Origin of the sequence: Beijerinckia sp. L45, assembly GCF_009765775.1 — a bacterium.
GTDB lineage: Bacteria > Pseudomonadota > Alphaproteobacteria > Rhizobiales > Beijerinckiaceae > RH-AL1.
In genome coordinates this window covers 25724-28156 of record NZ_LMUU01000172.1, presented here as the reverse complement: position 1 = coordinate 28156, position 2433 = coordinate 25724, and the positions used below count along the sequence as shown (strand labels likewise).

Here is a 2433-nt window from a genome sequence, read left to right as displayed (position 1 = left end):
CATAGAACATGATGGCGGCGGCGACGTCGGGCCGCATCGCGAGCGCCGGGGTCTTCACCATGTCCTCCGCGGCGGTCAGGATTCCGCGCAAATGAAGCTCGGTGTCGGCCTTCCGATAATTGCCTTCCCAAGTAATCTGGACGTCTCCGCGCCCATCATAAACCTGATGCCAAGGCCCGTCCGGCGCCCCGTAGGCCCTGCCCCGCCCATGCCCGATCTCCTCGATCGGCTGCATGGTGTGCTCGGTTTCCCAGTTCGCGGTTCCGAGCATGTAGGCGATGAAGCGGGTGTCGCCTGCCGGCTGCAGGCGCTCCCACTCCGCCAGGATCGCATTGCAGCCGGCGACCTGGTCGTTCGTCATGTGGCCGTGAAACACGGGCTCGCGGACAGCATTGAAGAACCCGGTACGATCATAGGTGATCGGCATCGGCAGGCCCCATAGAAAAAGCCGCCCAAAAGGCGGCTTATGTTGAGAAAACAGCGGTCGACAAGTGTTCGCTAATTGCCCAGGAAATATGAATTACCCGAGGCGCCCTCGACAGCATTTGGAGCCTGTCTCGCGCTTCCTCCAGGGAAGATGTAAGTCCACCCGATAGACGAATTGAACGAAACCTTATGGCTCAAATCAGTAGGAGCATATAACCAAAGACCCGTACTGCCAGAAGCCAGCGGCGTTTGGTAATTGTTGCTTACAATCACTTGCCCGCCGTTGGAGTACACCACCGGTTGATTATAAGCGACGGGAGCCCCGCTCGTTCCAGGGTATCTATCCATTATATTGCCGGTGAGGATAAGCGTTCCAGCGTTCTGAAAGCCCTGATTATCAAAGCTGTTCGTGGTGAATAGCGGCGAATTTGCGAAGACTAGCTTAGCGCCGGATGCAATGGTGAATATTGGCAGCCCGATAGCACCAAATTGACTGACATAGGTGCCGTCAAAAGTAACAAAACCTCCCGTGATATTAGGGCCGGTCGATCCGGCTTGCAACGTAACGGCGCCGCCCTTGAACGTGAGCTTGCCACCCGCGATCGTTCCGAAGTTCGTGGAATCAAAATCACATGCCGTGAACGTTCCGAAGGCGTAATCGACCCCGTTGGTGCTCAGATGCATGTCGAGGGCGGTGGCGCCCAGAAAAAGGCTGTTCGTGACGATAAAGTCGTCGATCCGACCGCCGTAGATCGCTCTGCCGGTTGTCGATGCGTACCAGGCGTTTGACTGCGCTGTCGTCATCTGGCCGTTCGGTGCGCCGCCGGGCAGGTTCGTATGCGGCCACCAATGGATCAGATTAAGGGTCGTTTGATCGAACGCGGCGTCAATCTCGAAACCGTGCAACCATGTCTGGATTTGGATGTCGTCGGCCGTGGCGCCGCCGGAACCAACAAGATTGAACCCGACCGTCCCGCCGTAAATGCCAAGTCTGTGAAACTGGGGACGGTTTACGGATGGGAAGTAGAAGGTTGTTGGGTAAGAAACGATCGACGTCGGGTCGGTCTGGTTCGGATAAAAGACCGACAGATCGTCGATTTCTGGCCCCTGGAGGTTCGAAATGCCGGTGGCGCCGAACAGGAATCCCTGATGCGTCGTGTTCGTGAAGACGAGAATTCTGGTCGCTAGACGACCGGCGCCAAAGATCCTCTGGCCCGGGTTCGGGCACTGCTCAGGCTGCTCGGAAAGATCGAACGTTCCGATAAGGAAGACAGATTTGCCGGTGAATATGGCGGCTTGGACTGCGGGGCCGTCGATCGCGGGGTTGGATGTGCCGAACACGGTGACGACCGCCGACGAGAAGATCGTGTTGACATAGGCGGGCGACGCATAGTCCGCGCCGACGGCGTCAGCGGTGGCCGGCGTGCATGCACCTGACGCCCCGTGGCATTTTGGGATGCCGCTGAGCGATGTCGTGCCTAGGCCGCCTTTCGCAGGCGGCACGGTCGGAAGATCGGACTGCTGAAGCTGGATTGGGCCTCGACGACCCATGAACGAGGTAACACCCGAGCCCGGCGCGAATTGCGTATCGGCCTGCGCCAACACGGTCGTCAGCGATAGCGCCAAAGCGGAAGCTGTGCTGACCAACGAGCGCGTGGCGGAAGACTTCATTGGAACGTCACTCCAGAAAAGGCGTCGCCAATCGTATCACCAGCAACCAGGACCTCGACCTGGATCACATAGCCATTGACCGTCAAGGTGTAGCTTTCGCCGGGCGCGAGATGTTCGGCGTGAAGGTTTCCCGACGCATCCTTCAAGGTGATCGTGATGAGTCCCGTGTTCGTGGTCGCAGCCCGGATCGATCCGCCCTTGCGCGCCGTGCTCGCCGCGATATCGACGACCGTGGCGCCCGCTGTCGCAACGGTGCCGGACCGATCGGTAAAGGCGACGGGGTAGATGGCGGGGGCTGTGAGGAGTGGATTGGACAGCGAGTACGGCGTACCACCT

The 2433-nt window shown here is 59.1% G+C and carries 2 protein-coding genes and 1 pseudogene; all 3 read right to left on the bottom strand.

What is annotated here, in order from left to right:
* A pseudogene (locus tag GSQ79_RS29075) lies at positions 1-427 on the bottom strand (hypothetical protein); the annotation flags it as partial.
* Positions 428-498: 71 nt separating this feature from the next.
* Positions 499-2097, bottom strand: coding sequence for a hypothetical protein (locus tag GSQ79_RS19055; protein ID WP_158810249.1), 1599 nt, complete (start codon positions 2095-2097; stop codon positions 499-501).
* On the bottom strand, positions 2094-2433 hold a 340-nt coding region (locus tag GSQ79_RS29070; protein WP_210253138.1), incomplete at its 5' end, for a hypothetical protein. The genes GSQ79_RS29070 and GSQ79_RS19055, both read right to left, overlap by 4 nt.